The organism is Candidatus Aminicenantes bacterium (genome assembly GCA_026393855.1).
In the GTDB taxonomy this organism is placed as follows: Bacteria; Acidobacteriota; Aminicenantia; order Aminicenantales; family UBA4085; genus UBA4085.
In genome coordinates this window covers 56531-79710 of sequence record JAPKZJ010000022.1, presented here as the reverse complement: position 1 = coordinate 79710, position 23180 = coordinate 56531, and the positions used below count along the sequence as shown (strand labels likewise).

22 protein-coding genes and 1 other RNA gene are annotated in these 23180 nt (G+C 61.2%); 16 read left to right on the top strand and 7 right to left on the bottom strand.

Translation table 11 applies throughout. The annotated features are described in order from the left end of the window. The first annotated feature begins 71 nt into the window (after positions 1 to 71). From NTZ26_03270 to NTZ26_03250, 5 genes are read left to right on the top strand one after another with little or no spacing between them, the layout of a single operon-like run. A complete protein-coding gene (locus NTZ26_03270) occupies positions 72 to 2579 on the top strand; it encodes a caspase family protein (protein MCX6559514.1) in 2508 nt (835 codons plus the stop codon). 38 nt (positions 2580 to 2617) lie between these two features. Continuing rightward, entirely contained in the window at positions 2618 to 5191 is a 2574-nt protein-coding gene (locus NTZ26_03265) for an ABC transporter transmembrane domain-containing protein (GenBank protein ID MCX6559513.1), read from the top strand. After that, a complete protein-coding gene (locus tag NTZ26_03260; GenBank protein ID MCX6559512.1) occupies positions 5192 to 5653 on the top strand; it encodes a cyclic nucleotide-binding domain-containing protein in 462 nt (153 codons plus the stop codon). Continuing rightward, on the top strand, positions 5643 to 6566 hold the full coding sequence (locus tag NTZ26_03255) for a hypothetical protein (protein MCX6559511.1): 924 nt from the start codon (positions 5643 to 5645) through the stop codon (positions 6564 to 6566). Before NTZ26_03260 ends, NTZ26_03255 begins: the two co-directional genes overlap by 11 nt. A gap of 14 nt (positions 6567 to 6580) precedes the next feature. After that, positions 6581 to 8416 carry an adenylate/guanylate cyclase domain-containing protein gene (locus tag NTZ26_03250; protein MCX6559510.1) on the top strand — a complete coding sequence of 612 codons (1836 nt, stop codon included), beginning with the start codon at positions 6581 to 6583 and terminating at the stop codon, positions 8414 to 8416. Here NTZ26_03250 and NTZ26_03245 read toward each other — a convergent pair. The 3 genes from NTZ26_03245 to NTZ26_03235 all read right to left on the bottom strand — a co-directional run bounded on the left by NTZ26_03245 (position 8410) and on the right by NTZ26_03235 (position 11462). Beyond that, on the bottom strand, positions 8410 to 9855 hold the full coding sequence (locus NTZ26_03245) for a radical SAM protein (protein MCX6559509.1): 1446 nt from the start codon (positions 9853 to 9855) through the stop codon (positions 8410 to 8412). The genes NTZ26_03250 and NTZ26_03245 overlap by 7 nt on opposite strands. A 768-nt stretch (positions 9856 to 10623) precedes the next feature. Beyond that, complete coding sequence (locus tag NTZ26_03240) at positions 10624 to 10809, bottom strand: hypothetical protein (protein ID MCX6559508.1); 186 nt, start codon at positions 10807 to 10809, stop codon at positions 10624 to 10626. 80 nt (positions 10810 to 10889) lie between these two features. After that, the gene (locus tag NTZ26_03235; protein MCX6559507.1) at positions 10890 to 11462 is read right to left on the bottom strand and encodes a hypothetical protein; all 573 of its coding nucleotides are present in this window, start codon (positions 11460 to 11462) and stop codon (positions 10890 to 10892) included. Positions 11463 to 11667: 205 nt separating this feature from the next. Between NTZ26_03235 and NTZ26_03230 the strand changes: the two genes are divergently transcribed. Both NTZ26_03230 and NTZ26_03225 read left to right on the top strand, forming a co-directional pair. Further along, positions 11668 to 12129: a hypothetical protein gene (locus tag NTZ26_03230; GenBank protein MCX6559506.1), complete on the top strand. Its 462-nt coding sequence runs from the start codon at positions 11668 to 11670 to the stop codon at positions 12127 to 12129. Beyond that, entirely contained in the window at positions 12126 to 12386 is a 261-nt protein-coding gene (locus tag NTZ26_03225) for a hypothetical protein (GenBank protein ID MCX6559505.1), read from the top strand. The genes NTZ26_03230 and NTZ26_03225 overlap by 4 nt, the downstream gene beginning before the upstream one ends. 109 nt (positions 12387 to 12495) lie before the next feature. Here NTZ26_03225 and NTZ26_03220 read toward each other — a convergent pair whose 3' ends face one another. From NTZ26_03220 to NTZ26_03210, 3 genes are all read right to left on the bottom strand, one after another. Next, complete coding sequence (locus tag NTZ26_03220; GenBank protein ID MCX6559504.1) at positions 12496 to 13386, bottom strand: serine hydrolase; 891 nt, start codon at positions 13384 to 13386, stop codon at positions 12496 to 12498. After that, complete coding sequence (locus NTZ26_03215; protein ID MCX6559503.1) at positions 13304 to 13744, bottom strand: serine hydrolase; 441 nt, start codon at positions 13742 to 13744, stop codon at positions 13304 to 13306. Before NTZ26_03215 ends, NTZ26_03220 begins: the two co-directional genes overlap by 83 nt. Before the next feature lie 71 nt (positions 13745 to 13815). Further along, the gene (locus NTZ26_03210; protein ID MCX6559502.1) at positions 13816 to 14523 is read right to left on the bottom strand and encodes a hypothetical protein; all 708 of its coding nucleotides are present in this window, start codon (positions 14521 to 14523) and stop codon (positions 13816 to 13818) included. Positions 14524 to 14701: 178 nt separating this feature from the next. Between NTZ26_03210 and NTZ26_03205 the strand changes: the two genes are divergently transcribed. Next, positions 14702 to 15520 carry an LssY C-terminal domain-containing protein gene (locus tag NTZ26_03205; GenBank protein MCX6559501.1) on the top strand — a complete coding sequence of 273 codons (819 nt, stop codon included), beginning with the start codon at positions 14702 to 14704 and terminating at the stop codon, positions 15518 to 15520. Positions 15521 to 15571: 51 nt separating this feature from the next. Here NTZ26_03205 and larA read toward each other — a convergent pair whose 3' ends face one another. Then, a complete protein-coding gene (larA, locus tag NTZ26_03200; protein ID MCX6559500.1) occupies positions 15572 to 16870 on the bottom strand; it encodes a nickel-dependent lactate racemase in 1299 nt (432 codons plus the stop codon). A gap of 335 nt (positions 16871 to 17205) precedes the next feature. On the opposite strand from larA, the gene ssrA reads away from it, so the two are divergent. The 8 genes from ssrA (at position 17206) to rpsB (ending at position 23173) form a co-directional block, all read left to right on the top strand. Continuing rightward, positions 17206 to 17549, top strand: a transfer-messenger RNA (tmRNA) gene (gene ssrA / locus NTZ26_03195). Between the two features lie 10 nt (positions 17550 to 17559). Next, positions 17560 to 18348: an N-acetylmuramoyl-L-alanine amidase gene (locus NTZ26_03190; protein MCX6559499.1), complete on the top strand. Its 789-nt coding sequence runs from the start codon at positions 17560 to 17562 to the stop codon at positions 18346 to 18348. A gap of 7 nt (positions 18349 to 18355) precedes the next feature. Continuing rightward, complete coding sequence (locus NTZ26_03185; GenBank protein ID MCX6559498.1) at positions 18356 to 18934, top strand: GerMN domain-containing protein; 579 nt, start codon at positions 18356 to 18358, stop codon at positions 18932 to 18934. Beyond that, on the top strand, positions 18934 to 20259 hold the full coding sequence (der, locus tag NTZ26_03180) for a ribosome biogenesis GTPase Der (protein ID MCX6559497.1): 1326 nt from the start codon (positions 18934 to 18936) through the stop codon (positions 20257 to 20259). The genes NTZ26_03185 and der overlap by 1 nt, the downstream gene beginning before the upstream one ends. A gap of 90 nt (positions 20260 to 20349) precedes the next feature. Next, positions 20350 to 21348: a tetratricopeptide repeat protein gene (locus tag NTZ26_03175; protein ID MCX6559496.1), complete on the top strand. Its 999-nt coding sequence runs from the start codon at positions 20350 to 20352 to the stop codon at positions 21346 to 21348. 205 nt (positions 21349 to 21553) lie between these two features. Further along, complete coding sequence (gene rplM, locus NTZ26_03170) at positions 21554 to 21982, top strand: 50S ribosomal protein L13 (protein ID MCX6559495.1); 429 nt, start codon at positions 21554 to 21556, stop codon at positions 21980 to 21982. A 16-nt stretch (positions 21983 to 21998) separates the two neighbouring features. After that, positions 21999 to 22403, top strand: coding sequence for a 30S ribosomal protein S9 (gene rpsI / locus NTZ26_03165; protein MCX6559494.1), 405 nt, complete (start codon positions 21999 to 22001; stop codon positions 22401 to 22403). A gap of 11 nt (positions 22404 to 22414) precedes the next feature. Then, positions 22415 to 23173, top strand: a complete 759-nt coding sequence (gene rpsB / locus NTZ26_03160) for a 30S ribosomal protein S2 (protein MCX6559493.1) — start codon at positions 22415 to 22417, stop codon at positions 23171 to 23173. Positions 23174 to 23180: the final 7 nt, after the last annotated feature.

The following is a 23180-nucleotide window of genomic DNA, read 5'->3' as shown; positions in this document are numbered from 1 at the left end:
CGGCTCCTATGCTTGGCCGTAGAGAGGAGCGGGGAAATCGGCTTGAATTCTGTAAACGAAATTTTCGGCCTTTGAGGCGTTTCCTGCGTCGAGCAGCGGTCCTCCTCGCCCTTGTCCTGTTGACGGCGGCTTCTTCTTCGCCGCAGAAAGAGCCTGCCGCGGCAGGCCCCGGGAGCCTGCCCGAGCCCGTCCTGCAGAACGGCCACTCCGGGGTCATCTCCTGCCTCGCTTACAGCCCTGATGGGCGGGTTCTGGCCACAGGAAGCGTCGACCACACCATCAAGGTCTGGGATGCGGATTCCGGGAGGCTTCTGGCTACATTGACCGGTCATTCGGAGAAGGTGAATGCCCTCTCCTTCAGTCCCGACGGCTCGGCGCTGGCCTCGGGACGGGATGATGGCCTGATCCGAATCTGGGATACCTCGAACGGCAAGCTGGTCGGAACCCTCGGGGATGCTTCGGAATATCCCATCGTGGCCCTGGCTTTCAGCCCGGACGGCAGGAAGCTGGCGGCCGGCGGCAACGACAAGCTGGCGCGCCTCTGGGACATGGATACGGGGAAGCGGCTGGCCACTTTGTCCGGACACGGGAACTGGATTCTCAACCTGGCCGTCGGCCCCGACGGAAGAACTCTTGCCACCGTGGGCTACGACCAAACGGCCAGGCTTTGGGACATGGCTTCGGGAACGCTCCTCGCATCCCTGGAAGGACATCGGGATTCGGTCCGTCTGGCGGCCTATTCCCCGGATGGAAAAGTCCTGGCCACCGGAAGCCGCGACGGCACGGTGAAGCTTTGGGAGGTGCCCGCGGGGAGGCTTCTCGCCACTCTGGAAGGGCATGCCGACGAGATATGGGCGGCGGTTTTCAGCCTCGACGGGCGGATTCTCGCTTCCGCAAGCGAAGATACGACGATCAGGCTTTGGGATGCCGCGACGGGAGACCCGTTGGCGACCGCGCTTGATTTCCAAGCCGGCCGCGACTGGCTGGCCGTCTCTCCGGAGGGCTTCTTCGATGGGACGGCCGGCGGCTGGCAGAAAATCCTCTGGCGCCTGGGGGACAATATCTTCGATGCCGCGGAGCCGGAGCAGTACTTCAGCGAGTTTTATCAGCCCGGCCTCCTGAAAGACGTGTTCCTGCGCGGCAAGCCGATTCCCGAAGTGCTGAGAGAGAGAGGCGATCCGAGAGCCTCCCTGACGATCGCCGCAAAGGATCGGCGCCTGCCCGTCGTGGCCATCGACGCGCCGCGCGAAAGCTCGTCCCGCACGGTCACGGTGAAATTACGCCTGAACGAGGCTCCCCCCGACCGGGCTCATCCGACCGGCTCCCGGGTGAAGGATGTGCGCCTCTTCAGGGACAGCACCCTCGTTGCCAAATGGCCCGGAGAGCGGAAATCGGGCTCGTCATTGAGTTGCGAAATCCCCATCGTCCGGGGATTGAACTCCTTGTCCGCTTACGCCTTCAATCGGGACAATGTCAAAAGCCGGGATGTGACCGCCGCCGTGAAAGGATTCGATTCCCTGAAGCGGCTGCCGCGAGCCTTCATCCTCTCCATCGGGATCAATCGCTACTCGCTCGAGCGCTTGAATCTTGGCTATGCCGTCCAAGACGCGGACGATCTCGCGGCCGCGTTGAAGAAGAACCTGCCCTTCCCCGCGGACCGCATCGTCACGCGCCTCCTGCTCGACGAAAAGGCCACCCGAGCGGGCATGCTTGCGGCGCTGAAGGACCTGGTCAAGACGATCGAGCCCGAAGACTCGGTCATCATCACCTATTCCGGCCACGGCGCGATCTTCGATAAAACGTTCTACTTTCTCCCGCACGACCTGGGCGGCCGGAAAAATGCGCCTTTGAGGGATTTGTGCGCCCGAGGCGTCAGCGACAAGGACCTGCAGGAGATTCTTACGGGGTGCGAAGGGAAGGGCGGCCTGCAGGCGCGGCAGATCGCTCTCATCATCGACGCCTGCCGATCGGGTCAGGTGCTCGAGGCGGATGAGTGGCGAGTGGGACCCATGAATTCCCGGAGCATCGCCCAGCTGGCCTGGGAGAAGGGGATGGAGATCCTCACGGCCTCCCAGAGCGATCAGTTCGCTGTCGAGATGGAAAGCCTCGGCCATGGACTCCTGACCTATGCCCTTCGGCAAGGCTTTTCCGAGGCGCCCCGGGAGGGCGGCCGGCTTCTGGTGGGGGCTTGGCTTGACTATGCCGCTTCTATAGTGCCCCGGCTCCCGGAGAGCCCGAAGACGAGAGGCATCGTTCCCCCGTTCGTGAAATCGTGGATCGTCATCACCGATCGTACCCTCGGGACGCTGAAAGGCCGGATCAACGCCGAAAAGCTTGCTGCTCTCAAAGGCCGGGCATATCTCGAGGGGGAACTGGCCGGGACGCTCCGGAACGCGGGCTTTACGGCCGACGAGGTCCGGACGATCGCGAGGGCGGCCGAATCGTCTCCGGAAAGGCGCGAGATCAGCGTCCAGACGCCGAAGGCCTTTCATCGCCGGAGGGACGCGGAGGCCGGGGCCTGGATCGTATCGGGCCGGCCCGGAGACGAAACGATCGGGCGGCCGGTCAGACGGCCCTAAAGGGGAGGTCGGCATGTGGAGAGAGGGAGTGGCCAATCATGAAAAGTAAGATTTTGAGGGAGCTGCTCAAGAAATATAAGGTCGCTTTGATTTTGATGCTGTTGATCGCCGTCACCGTTATCTGGATAGGGATCGCCGAGACGGAAATCGGCCGCCGCATCATCAACCTGATTTCGAAGCCGGCCTCCGACGGAACGGGGGGGGGGCCGCGGCTCCTCACCTATGGTCTTGTTTTGCTGGCGGCCGCGCTTGCGAGCGGGGCCGGCGAGTATGGATTGACGGTCATCTACTCGCGCTTCAGCCAGGCTTTTATCAGCGATCTCCGGGTCAGGCTTTTCAATCATCTTCTCCAGCTGCCCCAGGATTTTTTCAATAAGAATCCGATCGGGCAGATCATCAACCGAATCATGAATGAAGCCGGAACGATCGGCAGCTTTTTCGCGAAAATGTTCATGCAGCCGATGATCAAGATATTCATGACCATCTTCTACGGCGTCTATTTGTTCAGGCTGAATGCCAGGCTGGCGTTCGTCGGCATCCTCTTCATTCCTCTTTACCTGATCATTCTTCCGAAGTTCAACCGAAGGATCCAGAAGCTGACGGCGGAGAGCATCAACAGCGCCGGGAACCTGACCGGCCACTTTCAGGAGGTTTTCGGCGGCATCGCGGATGTTCGCGCCAGTCAGACCTATTTTTTCGAGGAATCGCGGCTGAAGAAGAAGATCCGGGAATCGGTGGATCGAAACTTCCACATGGCCAAAACCTCCGGTGGCTTGGATGCCTTGATCAAAACCATCATGCGGCTGGCTCCGGTCTCGCTCTATCTGTACGGCGGGAGCCTCTGTCTGAAGGGCGACCTGGCGCCGGGGACGCTGGTGGCGGCCATTGTCGTAGTCAATATTTTGTACAATCAGCTCGTCGCCATCATGAACTTCATTACGGAATGGCGCCAGGTCAGCGTGCGCCTCGACAAGCTCGACGAATATTTCCGCTCGGAGTCTGAAGCCGGCATCTTCGCACCAGAGGAAGGCCCGGCGGCGGCCGTGGGGGACATCCAATTCGACCAGGTTCAGTTCGGCTTCACGGCCGATCAAATGCTGTTGAACGACATCAATTTTGCCGCTCCCTTCGGCAAAAAAGTCGCTTTGGTCGGGCCGTCCGGATCCGGCAAGAGCTTGACGGCCGCTCTGTTGGGGACGATCTATAAGCCCCTCGGCGGGAATATCGCGATCGGCGGGAAAAAGGCCGAGGCCATCCCCCTGTACGACCTGAGGACGAAGATCGGCTACGTCAATCAAAACCTTTTCCTGTTCAATGACACGATCAAGAACAATATCCTTTACGCCTTGCTGAGGAAGCCCGCCGGCGAAGCCGATCAGATCGAGACCTGGGTGGATTATTCCTTGTTCGATCATCTCGGGACCCCGGCGGGGCTGGAGCAGCGGCTTCTCGACACGGTCAAGGATGTGGGGTTGTTTGAGGACGTCATCAATATGGGCTTGCGTTCAAGGCCGAAGCCGGAAGCCGGCGCGATCACGGCGTCCGACCAGGCCAAAATCGTCAAGGCCAGAAACGAGCTGCGGAGCGAGATCGCGGGTCCGCATCGTGAATATGTCGAATTCTATAGGGACGATCGGTTTTTGGAATACGGCTCGATCTTTGAAAATATCGTTTTTTGTCCGACCGCGGCGATCACGGAACGATTCGGCTCCGGGCGACGGTTCTGCCGGGAGCGTTTGCAGGACGGCCTGAAGGCCAAGGGCCTCTGGGAAAAGCTCTTTCAAATCGGACTCCGGCTGGCCCGGACGGATCACCTGCTCCTGGAGAAGCTGGCCAAAGAAAAATCGCCGCTGCTGGATTATATTGAATTCGATCCCAAGCAAATCGAAAGCCGAAGAAAGATCAACGCTAGACTTCCCTTGGGCGGCGATGCTGGCGCGCGAATCGAGCCAGTCGACCCGGCCCTGGTCGAGGAAATCATCGAGCTGGCGCTGACCCATTGCCCGGGCCAATCAAAAGAACAGGTCTTGGACGAGACCATGAGAGCGGAGATTCTCAGTCTGAGGCCGGATGTCAAAAGATGTCTTTCGGAAAAATCGAAGGGGGAAATTGAATTCTTTGATGAGGCCGCCTTCAACCCGTTCCTGAGTCTCCTGGAAAATATCGTTTTTGGAAACATCGATCCCTTGAGGAAAAAGGCCAATGAAGAGATTCAGGCTTTGGTCAGAAAGCTCGTCCAAGAGGCCGGGCTGGAAAGCCTGGCCGTCAAGCTGGGCCTGGAGTTCAACGTGGGGGAACGAGGCGCGAAATTGTCCGGAGGGCAAAGGCAGAAGGTCGTTATCGCCAGAATCTTGCTCAAGAATCCGTCCGTCCTCATCCTGGATGAGGCCACCGCGGCTCTGGATATGGCCTCCCAGGCTCGGATCAACGACCTGGTGGCCGAAAAGTACAGGGATAAAACGGTCATTTCGATCGCTCACCGGTTGAATATCATCAAGGATTATGACGAAATTCTGGTCTTCGACAAGGGCCGGATCGTCGAGCAGGGCACATTTGAGGACTTGATGAAGAAGGGCGGATTGTTCAATAATTTGTATCAGGGGAGCAATTGAATGAAGATTTCTCTGCCCGGGGAAATTCAATTACTGAAAACCGTATCCCTGTTTCATGCCTTGAAAGAGGAAGACCTCAGAATCATCGCCCTGACGACGGAAAACATCATTTACGAGGCCGGAGAAGCCATCGTCAATGAAGGGGAGGAAGGCGGCGAAGCCTACATGATTTATACCGGGGCCGTCGAAGTCTCCCGAATAACCGACGCGGGCCAATCGATGCTCCTGAATCGAATGGGGCCCGGGGGCCTGTTCGGCGAACTGGCGCTCTTTGGGAACGGCTTGCGCACAGCCTCGGTCAAAGCCGTCGAAGAGACTCTCGTCTCCGTCATCTCGAAGGAAAGGCTCTACGCGATCATTCGGGCCTTTCCCGACATCGGCATCGAAATGCTCAAAGCCGTCACCGAACGATTCGCCCGGGTGGAAAATCGAATGATGAGGAGCCTGGCCCATGAAAAGTAATGCCGCCGCCCCCGCGATCCGATGGACGGTCATCATGCTGGCCTTCGCGATGATCCCCGGGCCGGCCCCGGCCGGGGAAGTCGGGTATAGCGCGATCGTGATGGACGTGAAGGACCGGGCTTTCGTGTCGCATGCGGGAGTCCGAAAAGCGATTGATCTGGGAAGCTTGCTTTATCCGGGGGACTCCGTCGAGACGGCGCCCGGCGCCTCTCTGATGATCGCGTATCTGGAATCGGGGCAGGAGGAGACCTGGCCCGGCGGGGCGAAATTCGTCGTCGAAAAAAGCGGCAGCCGTCCGGCTCCCGCTCAGATCCGTCAACGAAATCGAATCAATTTGCCGCAGATCGCCGCACCGCAAAAAGGGAGCTTTACGTTCAAAGGCATCCAGGAAGACTTCGAATTGGAGGTGGGGAGCCTTTCGAATACCAGGACGATCGAAGACAGGCCCGTCTTTCGCTGGAGTCCCTACCCGTTGGCCCGGAGGTACGTCGTCAGATTATATCCGGCCTCAAAAAACGAGCCCCTTTGGCAGAAGACGACCAACGCGGAATCCCTGCCTTTCCCTTCCGATGCGGCTCCTTTAAATCCCGGCGACGGATATAAATGGGTCGTCGAAGCCTGGGACGGCGGATCTGTCTTGGCCAAAAAGACGAGCTGTTTCAGTCTGCCTCCCGTCGCCGAATGGGCGGAGATCAAGAAAGAGGCCGCTTCCTATCAGGCGCCGTTGGAAGCCGGCGCCTCCGATCCCACGACCCGATTTCGTTATATTTTATTTCTGGAGGAACACCGCTTATACGATGAGGCTTTGAAGCAATATGGCCTCCTTCAAAGACAGCACGGGGAGAGCGAGTCTTTGAAAGACAGGCGCATGAAAATCATCGAGCTCAGAAGTCTGCCTTGCCAAGCCTATTGAAGCGGCGCTCGCACTTGTCTCGAAAGTCCCTTCTCCCTTATGCCCTCATCGCCTTGCTCGTCGGCTTTCTCGCCGTCCTGACGGACCATCGCGTCATTCCCGGGACGGGAACCCGGAATCAGCTGGAGCTGCGGTCCATCGATTTCCGATTTTTATTCAAGCCGAAGCCCAAACAAGATGCGGCCAAGGACATCATCGTCATCGCCATCGATGAGGAAGACTATAAGAAGATCAATCAGCCGTTGATTCTCTACCATACCTATATATCCGAGGTCATCCGCTATCTGGTTGACGCAGGGGTCAAGACCATCGGCCTGGATATGGAGCTCCCTTCCATCTCCCTGGAAGATAAGATCGAGGGAGGGTATGAGAGCGTCTACATGCGGTCTTTCCTGGCAGCCAGGAAAAAGGGGGTCGCCGTCGCCATCGGCTTTTCGCTGCGGGACCAGGCGCCCCTGCAAGGCTACTTGGTGGCGGCCGGAGAAGCCAATCTGGCGACGTTTTTTTTGACCGAAGATGCGGACGATCACATCAGGAGGCAACAGCTCTCCTTCGAGGCGGGAGGGAAAAGATACGAGGCCATGTCCGGCTTGCTGGCCAGGATATATTCCGACCGGCCGTTATCCGGGCCCGGCCAAACGATCCTCATCGATTACTCGCTGGCCCCAAGCATCCCCGTCTATTCCTTTCATGACGTCTATGAGCGGAGCCAAAAGCCGGGCCCTCCTCAAGGGCGTGAATTTGAGAACAAGGTGGTCCTGCTCGGATCCTCCCTGTCCTTCGAGGACAAGCATTCGACGCCTTTGTCTTTTTCAAGCCGGAAAATGACGGACGGCGTCGTCATTCAGGCCGCGGCCTTGGCGACTTTGCTGTCGGGACGCTCTTTTCGTGAACCGGGGACTCTCGCGGGAGCATGCCTCATTTATGCCATAACCCTTTTGACCATCTGGCTGTGTTACCGACGGCGGCCCGTTCCGGCCGCTTTTATCTGCCTGGCCGAAACCGGGGTCCTTCTGGGAGCCTCCGTTTTGGCCTTTAACCGTCTTTACCTGGTTCGTCTGATGCCGCTGCTGGCGGCCATCGTCTTCTCGTTCGTGGCCACGGCGGTTTTCCATTACTATGCGGAAGAGCGCAAGAGGATCAGAATCAGAAAGCGCTTCGCCTGCTATGTGCCCGACGGCGTCATCGATCAGATCATAGATGCCGATATCGACAAGCTGACGGAAGGCGAGCAAAGACGATTGGCGCTCTTGTTCATCGACATCAGGGGCTTCACCTCCTATGCCGAAAGCAACAAAGACGACCCCCAAAAGGTCGTCCGCTTCCTCAATCGGTACCACACGGAGATGACGGACATCATCGTCGGCGGCCAAGGGACCGTCTCGCAATTGACGGGAGACGGCATCTTCGCGTTCTTCGGCGCCCCCCAGCGGAACGACGATCCCGTCTTCGCCGCCGTCAGCGCCGCTTTGCGGATGAAAGAAGCGATCTCCGGATTAAGGCCGGAGTGGCGGCGCTATGGGCTGGAGGATCTCCGCGTCGGGATGGGGATTCACTTCGGCGACGCCATTGTCGGGAACATGGGATCGACAAAAAAGATGGACTACACGGCGATCGGCGACAATACCAATATCGCTTCCCGTATCGAGGGCCTGACCAAGGAATACCGGGAGACCATCCTGATCAGCGAGGCCGCCTATGAGCGCGTGAGGGAGAGGGTGATCGCCCGATCTTTGGGATCGGCTGCGATCAAAGGACACAGCGGGGTGAAGATTTTCGCCGTCGACGGCCTCAGGGAGGTCTCGAGTCGGGAGCAGGGGACAACCGCCGGTCTCGGCGGCGTTCAGTAGATGCGGGGCGCGCCGGCAGGAGCCTTCGGGCATCGGGGCGACGGCATATAGCGGCTCCCGTAGGCGAAAAGGGCGTCACGAAAGCAATGGCCGCTCGCGCGGTGGCAGTCGTCGAACCGGTCGCAATCGCGACAGGCCGAGCCGATCAGCTGTTCGCGATCCGGGTAGATATACGCGAAGAGACGATCCGAGTTCCATACGTCCATGAGGGTCTGACGTCGGAGGTCGCCGACGAAATGCTCCGGGATTTGCGGGATTTGCTCGCAGAGAAAGACCAGCCCGTCCGGAGCGACGCTCATGGAGCTGGCCCCGCCCGAGCAGCGCGCCCGGCGGGCCCAGGTTTCCCATCTTTGGCTCTCGGTCGGGCTTTCGAGGCCGTCCTTTTTGGCGTCGCGGGCCTGCGCGCCGTAGACGATGTCGAGGCCCGGGAGCTCCCGCCGCAATTCGGCCACCTGATCGGCGACCCAGGCGCTGTCGGCCGGGTCCATGAACAGATCATCGCTGTGATGGTAATGAGACCGGCCATAGTCGATCAACTGCATTTCCCGGATGCCCAGGCCGTACCAAGTTCGGACGAGGGCCGGCGCCGATCGGGCATTCGAGGGGGTGAGGACGGCTTTGGCGCGCACGGGGATGCCGTTGGCCAATAGGTTCTCCAGCGATTCCAGGGCGCGTTTATAAAAGCCGGGGGAACCGACGAGGGCGTCCGCCATATCGGGCGTCGGCGCATCCATGCTGAACTGGACGTTCCGCTCGCCGAGACCCATCGCCGCCAGACGATGGGCCGTTTCCCTGTCGATATGACATTTGGTGGAGACGAAGAACCACATGCCACGCTCGACCAAATGCCGGAAAACCTCGAGGGCGTCGGGGCGAGCCATGGGGTCGCCTCCGAGGAGGCCGACGCGCGAAATCCCCAAGCCCGCCGCCTGATCGATCAAATCGCTCCAAGCGGCGACGGACAGCTCGTCGGCCGGAGCGACGCCGCGTCTTTCCGCGTAGCAGTAACGGCATTGCGTTTGGCAGCGGTGGGTCAAAGTGATGTTGAGCGTGAGAGGGACTTCCAAACGATTGGGATGCTCAAGCGGCGTGGGGCGGCCGAGAAACTCCTGGGGCGAGTAGGCCGGAATCGGGCGATCGCCCGCCTCCCGTCGCGGCAGCAGACGCAGCGTTTTGTCGCGATTCGTCCAAGCCACCGTGTCTTGAACGAGAGCCTCGGCCTCGGGCCGGGAGAGGTCCAGGAGGAATATGAGGACGCCGGCTACGTCGGACACGGATCGGTCGCCGTTGAAGAGGGAGGCCGTCAACGTCTGGAATGGATTGAGAATGATATAGCTGAGGGTTTTGGGGTCCCGATTCAGCAGAACGGCGCGCGTCCCGTTCCGTTTAAGCTCCCAGTCGGGGGATACAACCAGAATCTCGTCTGGGGCGGTATTCAAAGTCCCAAGATCTTTCCGGACTCGATATCGATGATCGGTCCTTGTTTGATGCGCCTGCGGGCACCCATGATACGGAAGCGTCCCTTCTTTCTAGTCGGGCTTATTGTTTGATGGTGCAATCATCCACGCATTTGATGCAGCTTTCGCAGGAAATCGGGCAAGTCAGCACGTCGGACCCGCAATCGCGCGCGTTTGTGTTCCGCGGACTCGTGGTCGCCGCCGTCCGGCTCAAGCCATAATCTCCGCACAGCCGCTTCAACCCGGCCAGGTCACCCGGATCATTGGGATCGCCGACTTTCATTTTAATTCCTCCTTCTGCGATCATGGCCCCTCTCGGGACTGATCCATTTCCCGGCCGGCCCATTCGGGGGCCCGGGCGGGAAAGGGATGAGGTCTTTCTGTTTCCGTCGGTTATGGCTTGATATAGCAAGACAAGCAAACGAAGGCGCACTCCGATTCGCACTTCCCCGGGCCGCATTCTTCCACGCTTGCGGTCCGCCGGCTCGTGGCCGCCGTCGCACGGTCCAAGCCATAATCGCCGCACAGCCGCTTCAGTTGGACAAGATCCCCCGCCTCATTCGGATCGCCGACTTTCATTTTGATTCCTCCTCACGCGAGCCTGGCCCCTTGCGAGGCTAAAGAACAATCTCAGGTCAACCGATTGGCGAGTCTGGGCTCAAAATGGATGGATGCTTTCCCTGTCTCTTCCAATATTATTCGCGAATCAATCAACCTGTCAACGCGTAATAATACAAGAAGAAGGATCCTTCACACGGAAATAGCGCACGCCGCGCAAATAGCGATGCAGGCGGCCGAGCACGCCTCCGATTCGCACTCGCCCGGGCTGGTGTTCAGCGGATTCGCGGTTGCCGCCGTACGGCTTAAGCCATAATCTCCGCAAAGCCGCTTCAACTGGACAAGGTCACCCGGATCATTGAGGTTGCCGACTTTCATTTTTCTTCCTCCTGCCGCGATTATCGCCCCTTTTGGGGTTGAAAAAAAATATGGGCTAAACCGAAGGCCGGACGTCGGGATTAATAGCGGGCTTTTTCCAGCTTGACGTTGAACTCGCCGGCGACCTCTGAGTTCACGATCTCTCCCGCCTTGGCTTGCAAGTGGAACCGGCCGCAAACCATGGTTTCGCTCATCTTGATGATTTCCGCCGTCCCCGTTCGCGCTCCCAGCATGGCGATGGTGCCTTTCGTGCCGACCATGACTTTCACCTCGGCGCTGACCCAGAACGGCTTGCCGTAACCGGCGTCGGGATTGTATGGCCCGGGCTTGACGGCGTCGGCGCCGTTCGAAAAATTGAGCTGCAGGATGAACTGCCCTTTTTGGGTCAGCGGCAGCACGAAGCTGTTGGCCATGGCCGCGATCGGGAAGACCTCGTTGGCCAGGCAGACATGCAGCTCTTTTCCGTTCTTAGAGAGCTGGGCGCCGCCCGTTTTCAGCGAGGCATAATCCAGGGGCAGGGCGTCTTTGAACGCCTGCATCGAGGAAGTCATTTTGGTGATGACGTTTCCTGGCGGGCAGTCGGCCGCCGTCGAGAACAAGGTCAGGAGCATTCCGGCCAAGAGCCAGCTAAGCCGCGGCAAGCGATGGGACATGGAGCCCTCCTTTTCCTGCATTATAGTGCAGGACCGTCTCTTTTCAAATCTCGGGATTGGTTTCCTTTCGTCTTTGACGGCTGGCCCCGACGATGTTAAGATTCCCCCACGCGCTGCCTTGGGAAATCATCTAAAGAGCCGATTAGGATATGGGCCGAAGGCTCAATCCGAAAGGTGGTCTGAACGAAGCCCGAAGGAGGGTCTCATGAAAAAATCGTTGGTCGCGATCGGTTTCCTCATCGGGGCGGCTGTTCTGATGACGGCCGCGGCCGGGCCGCAAGCGGGCCCGAAGCTCGTTTCCCTCGACCTCTCGAAAGCGTCCGCGTCTTTCCCGGTCATCATGCAGGCTCCCGAGGGCGTCACCGCAGCCGACGATTTCGGTGATGTGCTCGTCAAAAAGGGCGCGAATTTCCAGGTCGCGGTCAGCTCGAGCGCGAAGGACATCGAGAGCCTTAAAAAAGAGATCAAGGCCAACCCCATGAACAAGCTCAAAGCCTTCCTCGTGGACACGGCCGATGCGCTGCTCTACGAGTCGACGGTCATGGGCAAGTCCGAGTTCCATTTCGCAGCCAACGTCAAAGTCGAGGCAACGACTTTCGGTGCGGAAGATGCCAAGGGGCCCGTCTACACAAAAGCGGTAGACCTGCACCGGAAGGAGGGCGCATGAGACAGGAGGGGACTGCCCGGGACGCAGTTTGGCTCTTGCTTGGTTCCATCCTGATCAGTTATTTCCTGCCCTGGTCCACTTCCACCTATTGGACGTTCTGGCTTCTGGGCATCCTCGGTCTCGTTCTTTTCGTGTTTGGGCTTGTTCGCTTGAAAACGAATCGCCCGCTCGGCATCCGTCTGATCGCCGTTTCCTTGGGGCCTTTCATCGTCTGGCTCACTCTGTGGCTGTTGAATCAAGCCGGCCTGCTTCCCTAGTATCGCCGCGCTCGACCTTGACCGTCCGGAGGCGGAGGCGAAGGCCCCGCTTCCGGCCTCAACCAGCGCTGGCTGAAGAAGTCTCGGAGCCGCGAGGGCCGTGGCTTTTCTATTTAGCCGGCCGACTCAGCTGTGGGAATACGTTCTTGAACAAATAATCCCTGATCTCGCCGTCCAGCCGGTCCGTGCCGAACGCGGCTTCGGGCGGCGTTCCCTCTTTCGGGCTCGCGTAGGTATTGTAGGCGGCCACATAGGCGGTCCGGGCTTCCGGCTGCAGGTAGAAGTGGCTGACGAACGCGTTCTGGTGACCGCTATGGGCCACGTAGATCGTCCCGAAGTGCTTTTCCAGGAAGAAGATCAGCCCTTGCGATGCCTCGGACGGCTCTTGGCCCGGTGCGGGCGGTGAGTCGGGCTCGATTTTGAGTACGGGCCTGAACATCTCCTCGAGGGAGGAACGCTTCAGGATTCCGTCGTAGACGGCCTGTTTCTTCGGATCGCCCATCAGGAAATTCAGGTACTCGGCGAAATCAATGATCGGGGCGTTCAGCCCGCCGTTGGAAACCGTGATGCCCGTATCGACGTCGAACGGGGCCGCCGTCAATGCGCCGGCCTCCCGAGAATAGCTCTGAGCCCGGTTCTTCAGCAGGTGGTAGGGGGTCGCGTCGAAGTAGCTCTCGTGCATTTTGAGCGGCTTGAGGATGTTCTTGTCGATATAGACTTCGTAATCGTCGCCCGTGAGAAGCTCGATGACGCGGCCCAGGAAAATGATCCCGGGATTGGAGTAGCTCCATTGGCTCCCCGGCTTGAATTCGATCCCGGTGTAAGGGAACATCGCCGCCAGCTGCTCCCAGCGCGTCGGCTCGTGCGGTTGCCAGGCCTTGTCCTTCCAGGGCCAGGTGGCGCCGCGGAACCCCGCGCTATGGGTTAGGAGGTGCTGTGATCTCGGACATGTCGCCGAACGGGTCGTGGACCTGCCGCAGCTCGGGGATGTATTTGACAATGGGATCGTCGAGGCCGAGCCGGCCGCGGTCGCGGAGCTGAAGGATGGCGATCCCGGTCATCGTCTTGGTGATCGAGGCCCAGTGGTAGATGGTGCGGTCGTCGACCGGCTGGGACTTCTCCTGGTTGGCCATCCCGAAGTGGGCCTTGTCGACGACCTTGTTGTCGTGCAGGATGAGGAGCGAGCCGCCGACGATCCCCGCCTGCTCCATGCCCTTGGCATAGAAAGTCCGAAAGGCATCGAGCGCCTTCTTCAAGCCGGCCGGCGGCTTTGGGGCGGGAGCCGCGGCGGAGAGGGTGGCGGCCGCGGCGAGCAGCAGGATCAGAGTCAGGGGGACCGATGCGCGTCGGAAATTCATGGCGCCTCCAGTCTGGTTCGAGTCATTGGTCCGCACCCTCATGCGCCGGCCGGGCGCGGACCTTGCGCCTTTCAGGCGTGCGAAGCTTGGATCCGCTTTTCCTCACCTACGGCCAAGCGCCGCTCCCGGCTCACCAGCAGGGTCAGGGCCACGGCCAGGGTGACCGCGAAATGACACATCACCGACGGCATGATTCCGTCCGGCTCCTTGACGAACAGGCGCAGGAAAAGAGAGGGCAGGACGAACCCCAGCACTCCGGTCTGGATGGTCGCCAGGTTGCTGCGGGCGTTGGCATCTCCGACCCCGGCCATGGTCAAGGCGGGCCAGAAGATCAGGACCCCCATGCCGGCCTGGTAGAACATGCCGAAGGCGAAATCGAAATTGGCGCCGTGGAAGTAGCGGGCCACCACGGTTTGGCAGACGGATTTGGTGATGGCCGCGGGATCGAGGGCGATCCAGGCGCTCATGGCGACGGCGGCGGCGATGAAGGCGGCCGGGAAGAGAATCCGGCGCGGCTTGGGCGCGAGGAGCCGGTAGACGAGCCAGATTCCGACCGGCGGCAGCCAGGTGATGTCCAGGAAGGCGATACGGGAGAAAAGCAGGTTCTCCGGCCGTGAACAGACCGCAACTTCGGCGAACTGGTAGCCGGCCAGAAGAATGAAAATGAACGCGGTCGGCCGCAGGAGAGATTTGCGGCCGGGGCTGTTCAGAGTCCATGCGGCGGCCAGGAGCTCGAATAAACCGGTCAGGATGGCCAGCGCGGGCGAATAGGGAGGCATGACGCGTTCCCTCCTTGTTCGGGGCGATTATAATCCATATCCGGAATGTTTTGACAAGAGATGGATTAGAAACGACAATAAATGGATGGACGATCAGAATTTGGGGACGAAGGCCGGCCGGCCCGGGCCGCAGAAAGCGTCTTCTATGCGCTCCGTCCATTCTAAGGGAGCCCCGGACATGCCCAATCGACGCTGGCCCCGCTGGAGCCGTCGGCTGGGCCGGGCCCTGATTTTCGTCCTCCTCGTTTATATTTGCGTCGCGTATGTTGTCTTTCCCCTGTTCTGGCGCCATTACGAACATATGCCCCGGCTCGAAGCCGCTCCCAAGAAGACTTATAAGACCGAAAAGATCCCCGGAGATCCCCTCAATGTCGCTCTTGTGGGAACCCGGCCGGATGTCGAGGGCGCCATGGCGGCGGCGGGATGGCGCAAGGCCGCGGCCAAGACGATCCTTCACGACCTGCGGGTCGTCGAGACCGAGCTTTTCGACGGCCGCTACCCCAACGCCCCGGTCAGCGATCTGTTCCTGTACGGCCGCCGCCAGGATCTGGCTTTCGAGCAGGCCGTCGGGCGGGCCATGCGCAGTCGGCATCACGTCAGGTTCTGGCTATCGCCGGATGCGGATGCGAGCGGCCGGCCGATCTGGTTGGGCGCGGCCACCTTCGACCGGAGCGTCGGTCTGAGCCGGCGGACCGGCCAGATCACCCATCATATCGCCCCTGCCGTCGACGCGGAGAGGGACAAGCTGATGGCCGATCTCGAGCGGCTGGGCTTGTTGGAGCGGGTCTTTCAAGTCACGGGCATCGGGCCGACCCTGCGCGACGTGAACGGCGAGAAGGACTGGTATTTCACGGACGGCGAAATGACGGTCGGCGTCTTGTCGGCCGCGAATGCGGTCCGCTCGGAGCCTCCCGTCAAGCCGTCCAGCCCGAGCCATGTGCGCCTGACGAATCGGATTTGGAAGGCGTTCGGCGGGCTGTTCGGGAATCTCCCCTAGGAGTCGGATCAGGCTCGCGCGGGCGATGCTTTGATCGTCCTCGGCCCAATATTATTGCGACGAGGGCTCGGGAACCGTCTGCGGCCCCTGCGGCAGCACGGCGATCCGGGCCGCCGGCCCCCGCGCCGCGGCCAGGCGCCGGATCGTCCCCGCCGGATCCCGGCAGGGGATTAAATGGATGCGGCGGATCGAGGCGTCGTCCAGTCCGTCGGCGTAAAGGTGGATCTCGGCCCGCCGCTGGATCTGGGTCTGGATCTGGGCCTGCCATTGGTCCTGGACGGGCCCGCGCGCCGTTAGGATGGAACGCAGGACTTCATCGGGGTTCCCGCCGCCGGCCAGGATGGACTCGAAGGCGCTCCCGCTCGGGATCCCTTCCCGGCACTCCGAGACGCAGACGATCGCCCCGCCGTCTTTGACGATCCGGGCCGCGGCGCTCATGCCCTTGACGGCTTGATAGACGTTGAGGTCGAGCGGGCGGCCCGAATTGGTGGTGACGACGACGTCAAACAGCCCGTCCGTGGGGACCATGGCCGTCTCGCGGACAAAGGCGCAGCCGCGGCGGTGGGCATCCTCCCATTCCCCGGCGAAAACGCCGGTGATTTCCTTGGCCGCGTTCAGCGTGACGTTGAGGAGAAAGGCACGACGCCCTCCCTCCCAGTCCAGGAGCCGTCGTAGGACCTCGCGGGCCTCCTCCCAAATAGGATTGCCGTCGATCCGGCCCCAGACCGCCGCGGAGTGAGCGATCATTCCGGCGTCGTGGTTTCCCAGGACCGTGGCTTGGCCGGCCAGGCCGGGCATGATCGATTTCGGCCCGCCGGAAAAACCGGCGAAGAGATGGGGTTCGATGAATCCCACCAGGACAAGGAGCCCGCATTCGGGCAGGACGGCGTTCAGCCGGACTTGGTGGCCGAAGGACGAGCGGCCAAGCGAGACTTGGGTCGAGGGATCGAAGGAGTCGTTCTGGACGATGCGGTACCCGGCGGCGATTTCCGGCCCGAGCATCTCGACGAGCTCTTTGGGCGGGCTGGGACGGTGGGTGCCCAGGGCGTTGAATAGGATGATCTCCTCCCGGGGGACATCGGCCAGCTCCGCAAGGACGGCTTCGAGGAGCAGGCGGCGGGGGAGAGGCCGGGTGGCGTCGCTGAAGATGATGCCGATCGGCCGCCGCCCGCCGGCGCCGGCCAGGGCCGCTAGGGCGGGGGAGCCGATCGGGGCGCGCAAGGCGGACCGGACCGCCGCCTTGGCCTCGGCCAGGGCGGGACGATGCCTCGGCTCGATGACAACAGGCCTCAATTCGTCCGGAAGGACGAGCTCCAGACCCTCCGCGCCATAAGCCAGTTGAATGCGCATCGTTGTTCTCCGGGCGGTATTATAAACGGTTTTTTGCTTTCGCTTTGGATTTGGTTTTGTTGCCTTTTGAAGTTCAATACGGGGGGCGAGGGCAATGGGGGGCCGAAACCATTGGAAATTTTTTTTAAAAAGCTCGGGCGATGGGTTTGGAGGGTCAAAACCAATCGACGAAGGAGCGAGCACGGTCCCCTGCGGAGCAGGGGGAGCGACCGAGTCGGCGGAGCGAGCGCGCTCGCTGGGCGCGCGAGCGTGTTTTGACCCTCCATACCCCGAGCCCCCCTTCCCGTTTGACTTCCTCTTCCTTCCACCCTATACTGATAGACGAATTCGAGCGTGGGGGCGAACGGATTCGACGGAGACAGTGAAGCTGACGCTGCATGCCGAGATCCCATCTCTCTCGTTAAACGGTGGACCTAAGAAGTGCAGAAACACTACCCCTCGCTGCCTAAGCTTTAGGCATGCCGTTCCTTCGGCTCTCGCCTGCGGGGCCGCTGGAGCGCCGACCAGCAGGATAGCGGACTTGGCGAGCCCCGAGCCGAGCGAGCGAATCAATAGGGGCTGGCTTCGCGGACCCTTCCTCGCCGGGTCCCGCGCGGCGAGAACAAAGACGAGGAAAAGCACGTAGAGGCGTCTTGCGGAATGTTTTCGGACGCGGGTTCGATTCCCGCCGCCTCCACCACAATTCCGCCATGCATGTCATCGAGAAGATAAGGACCCGGGCCGGAGCGATCGCGGCGACGGCCGCGCTTGTCCTCTTCGCGGCCCTCGCTCTCTGCCCGCCGGCGTCCGCCCAGCAGAGGACCATCATCCTCGACCCCGGCCACGGCGGCCTGGACGTCGGGGCCAAGGGCAAGTTCGGGGCCGTCGAGAAAGACGTGGCTCTGGCCATCAGCCTCAAGCTCAAGGCTCTGATCGAGGCCAACCTGGCCTACCGGGTCGTCTTGACCCGAGACAAGGACATCGACGTCTCGCTCGAAAACCGGGCCGCTTTGGCCAACAACAACGACGCGGCCCTGTTCATCAGCATCCACGCCAACGGCTCCTTCCGCAAGAAGGCCCGCGGCTCCGAGACCTTCTTCCTCAGCCTCAACTCCACGGACGAGGAATCGCGCAAGCTGGCCTACCAGGAAAACACCGCCTCCGGCGTCGACAAGCGGATCGTCGAGGACGACAAGGACCTGGTCAAGATGATCCTATGGGACATGGCCCAGGCCGGCTATATCAAGCAGAGCTCCCGGCTGGCCGAATTGATCCAGCGCGAGCTCAACGCCCTCCTGGGGACCGAAAACCGCGGCATCAAGCAGGCCGACTTCTCGGTCCTGCGCGGTGTGGCCTGCCCGGCCGTGCTGGTCGAGGCGGCTTTTATCTCCAACCCCGAGGAGGAGCAGAGCCTGACCGACGACGCCTTCCAGGCCAAGGTGGCCGAGGCTGTCTATCAGGGTCTGGCCGCGTACCTCAAGCTGCTGCGGCAGGACTGAGCCCGCCATGGCCAAGTCCCGCACGCCCGTCATTCTCGGCCTGGCCGCCCTGCTCGTCGGCCTCGTCATCCTCTTCATCCTGGGCATCTCGCCGGAGCGGATCGCCCGCCAAGTGGAAACGCCCGAGACCCCGGTCGGAGTGAACGCCCCGACCAAGGAAACGAAGACCGTCACCCTCTTTTTTCTGCGTGAGGAGGACGACTTGTTCGTGCCCGAGACCCGGACGATCCCCGTCGCGGCGACCGTGGCCCAAGAGGCCGAAAGCCTTCTGACCGAGCTGATCAACGGCTCGAAGAACGGCCTGCCCTCGGCCCTGCCGGTCGAAACCAAGGTCGGCCAGATCTTCGTGACCAAGGAGGGTGTCGCTTACGCCGACTTCTCCAAGGAGCTTTCCGCCGCCCACCCCTCCGGGTCGGAGGCCGAGAAAGCCACCGTCTTCGCCATCGTCAACTCGCTGGCCTACAACTTTAAAACGATCAAGAAGGTCTTCATCCTCGTCGACGGCGAGGAGCGGGAGACCCTCAACGGCCATATCGCCCTGAACCGGGCCTTCGCCCCCGATTTCTCCCTCGTCGCCAAGGACTGATGGCGGACCTGCCCCAAATCGCCATCGTCGGCTTTCCCAACGTCGGGAAGTCGACCCTCTTCAATAAGCTGGCCCGCCGCCGGGTCTCCCTCGTCCACTCCCTGCCCGGCATGACCCGGGACCGCGTCTCGGCCGCCGTCCGGCTGCTGGACCGCGAAGTCGAGCTCATCGACACGGGCGGGTTCATCGACGAGCTGGCCGGGGCCGAGCCCCTGGCCGCCCAGGTCCACAAGATGGCCTGGGAGGCGGCCCGCCGGGCCGACGTCCTGCTTTTCCTCGTAGATGGGCGCCGGGGCCTGCTGCCGGTCGAGCGCGGTCTCTTCCAGTCCCTCAAGAAGCTGGACAAGCCGCTCGTCGTGGCCGTCAACAAGATCGACACCGACCGCCCCGGACCCGAGGCGGCCGAGTTCTACCGTCTGGGCGAGAAGACGCTCCATTTCATCTCGGCCGAGCATTCGGTCAACCTCGACGCCTTGGCTGAGGCTCTGGTCGATCTTCTCCCCGGAGCCGGGGCCGAGGACGCGGTGACGGCCGACAAGCCGCTGCGGATCGCCGTCATCGGCCGGACCAACGTCGGCAAGTCCTCGCTGACCAACCGGCTGTGCGGCGAAGAGAGGCTGATCGTCTCGGAGCTGCCGGGCACGACCCGCGACAGTGTGGACGTCCTGATTCGCCGCGGCGACAAGGCCTATCGCCTCGTCGACACGGCCGGGATCCGCAAGCTGTCCAAGACCGGCGACGAGCGCGAGTCGGCCGGCGTCATCAAGTCGCGCAAGAACATCGACCAGGCCGACGTCCTCTGCCTGCTGCTCGACGCCCTGGAGTTTCCGACCCGGCAGGACGCGGCGGTGGCCCAGATGGCCAAGGAATCCGGCAAGCCCCTGATCGTCGCCGTCAACAAGTGGGACCTGGTCCGGGACGAGATGATGAAGGCGGGCGAGCTCGAGAATCTGGTCTTCGCCCGGCTCGAGTTCATCCGCTACGCCCCGGTCCTGACCGTCTCGGCCCTGACCGGTAAAAGAGTCCTGCGCATTCTGGACCTGGCCGAGTCCGTCTGGCGGGCCGGCGGCCGGACGATCGGGACGGCCGACCTGAACCGGTTCCTGGACGGGGTTCACCGGAACAACTCGCCCATGACCCCCTCCGGCCGGCGCTTCCGGATCAAGTACATGACCCAGGCGGGCGTGCTGCCGCCGTCCTTCCGCCTCTATGCCGGCCGCAACGCGACCTTCGCCCCGGCCTCGGCCAAGCACTTCGAGAATCGCCTGCGCGAAGCCTTCGGATTCGAGGGCAATCCGATCCGGATCTACTTCCGGGGGGCATGAGCGGCCGTCCGGCCAAGTTGACTTTCCCCCGGGGTTCGTTTATAAATGAGTTTCCATCTATCGTTGGACGGAGTGTCCAAGGAGGTCACGATGTCGGATAAACGGACGTCCCGCGCTCTCGTCGCGGCGCTGGCGCTCCTGCTGGTCTTCGCCGCCTTCGGCTGCCAGAAGCTGAGCGTCAAAAAGCTGACCGCGAATTTTCATTTTAACAAGGCCAACGCCCTCTTCATCGACAACAAGTACAGCAAGGCCATTGTCGAGTACAAAACGGCTCTGGGCAACAACCCCGACCTGAAGGAAGCCTATCGCTTCCTGGGCGAGAGCTACAAGGCCCTTTATGTCCCGGCCAAGGAAACGGCCGAGAACAAGGAGCGGGCCGCGGAAGCCCTCAAGGCCCTCCAAAAGGCCTTCGAGATCGACCCCAACAACAAGGACGTCATCTACTCGCTCGGCGACATGTTCGACAAGCTGCGCGACTTCGACAACGCCGAGAAGATGTACCTGCGGATCATCGATCTGGAACCCGGCAACATGAACAACTACTACATCATCGCCGAGTTCTACAAGCGCTACGCCTCCGAAAAGAAAGAGCTCAAGGAGAAGGCGGAGCAGATGTACATGCGGCGCATCGAGACGGACCCTATGAACGTCCAGGGCTACGCCTATATGGCCAACTACTTCGACCAGCTGAGCGCGACCGAGTTCAAGGACAAGTTCGACAACGCCTTGGCCTTCCACATGATGCGCAAGCAGCTCGAGCCCGCCTCGGCCGAGATCTTCTACACCATCGGCGTCAACCGGTTCAACAAGGCCTACCAGCTTCAGAACTTCCTGTCCGACTCCGATAAGATCGCCGCCGCCGCCGACGCCGAGAAGAACCTGCTCAAGGCCATCGAGATCGACGCCAACTTCCCGGACGCCTACGCCTACATGAAGATTCTCTACCTCAACGTCCACGCCAAGCTCTATCCCGAGAAGGAAGGACGCTACCAGGAAGAGGCCAACCGCTACGGCGACAAGTTCATGGAAGCCCGCACCCGCCAGCTCGAACGCATGAAGCTGGAGAAGGAGCTCAAGAAGACGGGCTGATCGCTTATCATCCGTCCCCGCCCTGAATCCCCTTTCGCCCGGTCCCGCCAGGCCCGGAGGCGGAAGGGGATTCGTTTTTAGGCCCCGAAAAAAGGCTCCATGCCTAGTTGACACGGGGGCCCGGATTTAGTATCTTATTGCATCATTTTGCTTTACGACTTAATCTGCGTATTGCAATAACTTTTCTCTCTCGAGGAAGACGCGAATGAAGACTTTTGTCCCAAAAAAGGGCGACATCGAAAGGAAATGGTGGATCCTCAACGCCGAAGGCAAGGTGCTGGGCCGGCTGGCCACCGAGGCGGCCGTGCTGCTGCGGGGCAAGCATAAGCCCATGTTCGCGGCCTTCGTCGACACGGGTGACTTCGTCGTCGTGATCAACGCGGCCAAGATCGTCGTGACGGGCAAAAAGGCCGCCGACAAGGAATACTATTCCCACTCCGGGTACCCGGGCGGGTTGAAAACCGAAGTCCTGCAGGACCTCCTGGCCAGCAAGCCGGAAGAGGTCATCAAGCGCGCCGTGTGGGGCATGATCCCCAAGAACAAGCTCGGCCGGGCGGTCTACAAGAAGCTCAAGGTCTATCCTGGCGCCGAGCATCCGCATGTGGCGCAAAATCCCCAGGAACACCGGTTTTGAGTAGGAGGAACCTGCATTGAGTCTCATCCAGTATTACGGCACAGGCAAGCGCAAAACCGCCGTGGCCCGGGTCTTCCTGCGGTCGGGCAAGGGCGATCTGACGCTGTTCGTCAAGAAGCGGCCGCGGCCCTTCGACGAGTACTTTCACACCGAATCGCACCGGCTGGCCATCCGGCAGCCGCTCCAGATGACGGCGACCGACGATAAGTTCGATGTCTTCATGCGGGTCGAGGGCGGCGGCGTGCACGCCCAGGCCGAGGCCGTCCGGTTGGGCATCGTCCGGGCCCTGATCGAGTTCAACCGCGAGCTCAAGCCGGTCCTCAAGGCGGCCGGTATGGTCACCCGCGACGCGCGGATCAAAGAACGCAAGAAGTACGGATTGCTGGGCGCCCGCAAAGCTCCGCAGTACCACAAACGCTAAAGGAGACGGCCGTGGTTTCAGTTTCGATGAAAGAGCTTTTGGAGGCGGGAGTCCACTTCGGACATCAGACCAAGCGCTGGAACCCCAAGATGAAGGAATTCATCTACGGCCAGCGCAACGGGATCTATATCATCGACCTGCAGAAGACGATCAAGGTCTTCAAAGAGGCCCTGCAGTTCGTCAAAGGCCTGGCCGGCGAGGGGCGCGAGATTCTCTTTGTCGGGACCAAGAAACAGGCTCAGGACATCATTCGCGACGCCGCCACCAAGTGCGGCTCGAGCTACGTCAACCAGCGCTGGCTGGGCGGCCTGCTGACCAACTTCAAGGTCATCCGCGGCTCGATCGACAAGCTGGTCGAGCTGGACGAGATGCGCGAGGACGGCCGCTGGGATTTGCTGAGCAAGAAAGAGCAATCCCGGATGGAGAAGGTCTACCGCAAGCTGTCCAAGAACCTGGGCGGCATCAAGACCATGACCCGGATGCCCGGGGCCATGTTCGTCATCGACTCCTCCAACGAGGAGATCGCCCTGCTGGAGGCCACGAAGATGAACATCCCCATCGTGGCTATCGTCGATACCAACGGCGACCCCGAAAACCTGGCCTACCCCATCCCCGGCAACGACGACGCCGTCCGGGCCATCGAGCTGTTCACCAACAAAATGGCCGAAGCCATCATGGAGGGCCGCAAGGCCCGGGTGGAAAAAGACATGCTCGAGGACAAGAAGAGCGGCGACGCCGCCGCCGATGCCGACGAAGCCGCTTCGGCCTGAGCCGTCC

Excerpts from the sequence above, each read along its gene's own strand:
- larA (MCX6559500.1), bottom strand. The coding sequence starts at position 16,870 with ATGCGCATTCAACTGGCTTATGGCGCGGAGGGTCTGGAGCTCGTCCTT.
- NTZ26_03255 (MCX6559511.1), top strand. The coding sequence starts at position 5,643 with ATGAAAAGTAATGCCGCCGCCCCCGCGATCCGATGGACGGTCATCATG.
- NTZ26_03185 (MCX6559498.1), top strand. The coding sequence starts at position 18,356 with ATGGCCAAGTCCCGCACGCCCGTCATTCTCGGCCTGGCCGCCCTGCTC.
- rplM (MCX6559495.1), top strand. The coding sequence starts at position 21,554 with ATGAAGACTTTTGTCCCAAAAAAGGGCGACATCGAAAGGAAATGGTGG.
- NTZ26_03205 (MCX6559501.1), top strand. The coding sequence starts at position 14,702 with ATGCCCAATCGACGCTGGCCCCGCTGGAGCCGTCGGCTGGGCCGGGCC.
- NTZ26_03240 (MCX6559508.1), bottom strand. The coding sequence starts at position 10,809 with ATGAAAGTCGGCAACCTCAATGATCCGGGTGACCTTGTCCAGTTGAAG.
- NTZ26_03210 (MCX6559502.1), bottom strand. The coding sequence starts at position 14,523 with ATGCCTCCCTATTCGCCCGCGCTGGCCATCCTGACCGGTTTATTCGAG.
- NTZ26_03260 (MCX6559512.1), top strand. The coding sequence starts at position 5,192 with ATGAAGATTTCTCTGCCCGGGGAAATTCAATTACTGAAAACCGTATCC.
- NTZ26_03230 (MCX6559506.1), top strand. The coding sequence starts at position 11,668 with ATGAAAAAATCGTTGGTCGCGATCGGTTTCCTCATCGGGGCGGCTGTT.
- NTZ26_03265 (MCX6559513.1), top strand. The coding sequence starts at position 2,618 with ATGAAAAGTAAGATTTTGAGGGAGCTGCTCAAGAAATATAAGGTCGCT.
- NTZ26_03225 (MCX6559505.1), top strand. The coding sequence starts at position 12,126 with ATGAGACAGGAGGGGACTGCCCGGGACGCAGTTTGGCTCTTGCTTGGT.
- NTZ26_03190 (MCX6559499.1), top strand. The coding sequence starts at position 17,560 with ATGCATGTCATCGAGAAGATAAGGACCCGGGCCGGAGCGATCGCGGCG.
- NTZ26_03175 (MCX6559496.1), top strand. The coding sequence starts at position 20,350 with ATGTCGGATAAACGGACGTCCCGCGCTCTCGTCGCGGCGCTGGCGCTC.
- NTZ26_03215 (MCX6559503.1), bottom strand. The coding sequence starts at position 13,744 with ATGAATTTCCGACGCGCATCGGTCCCCCTGACTCTGATCCTGCTGCTC.
- der (MCX6559497.1), top strand. The coding sequence starts at position 18,934 with ATGGCGGACCTGCCCCAAATCGCCATCGTCGGCTTTCCCAACGTCGGG.
- NTZ26_03235 (MCX6559507.1), bottom strand. The coding sequence starts at position 11,462 with ATGTCCCATCGCTTGCCGCGGCTTAGCTGGCTCTTGGCCGGAATGCTC.